The organism is Methylobacterium sp. J-070, from assembly GCF_022829385.1.
In the GTDB taxonomy this organism is placed as follows: Bacteria; Pseudomonadota; Alphaproteobacteria; order Rhizobiales; family Beijerinckiaceae; genus Methylobacterium.
Map to the genome: position 1 here is coordinate 1 of NZ_JAKSXX010000156.1, position 617 is coordinate 617.

Below are 617 nucleotides of genomic sequence, written 5' to 3' on the forward strand. Positions count from 1 at the left end.
CCTGCCGCCACCGCCCGGTTGGGCGGAACCGACGTGGTCGTGCGCCTCGGTTCCGGCCATCTGTTCAACCTCGGTCTGCTCGTCGCCGCCAACAGCCTCGACGCCGAAGGCGGCGACTTCGGCAACGGGCCTGATGGGCGCGTCTCCGGCGCCACGGTCCGCCTTGCTCTTACCGGCGCGGCCGCCAACCAGGGCCGCATCGAGTCCACCGGCGACCTCGCCTTCTCCGCCCGCAGTCTCGCCAACACCCACTCCATCCTCGCCAACGGCGCGGCCTCCCTCCAAACCGCCGGCGCCCTTACCAGCAGCGGGCGCGTGGTGGCGCAAAGCCTCGCCGTCAGGGCCGGGGGCGACCTTGCCAATTCCGGCCTGATCGGCTCGCTCACCGCGCTCAGCGTCGCGGTCGGCGGCCGGGTCGACAACAGCGGCAGCCTCCTGGCTCAGGGCGGCGATCTCACCCTCGCCGCCGGTGGCATCGTGTCCTCCAGCGGCGACATCATCGCCAAGAACCGGCTGACCCTCGCGGCCGGCGGCTACGAGACGCCTGCCGCCACCGCCCGGTTGGGCGGAACCGACGTGGTCGTGCGCCTCGGTTCCGGCCATCTGTTCAACCTCGG

The 617-nt window shown here is 72.4% G+C and carries 1 protein-coding gene; it reads left to right on the forward strand.

The features are described 5' to 3' along the window. Nucleotides 1–33: 33 nt before the first annotated feature. Nucleotides 34–617 (forward strand): hypothetical protein (locus tag MKL01_RS15815; RefSeq protein WP_243906165.1); only part of this gene is annotated, 584 nt, incomplete at its 3' end.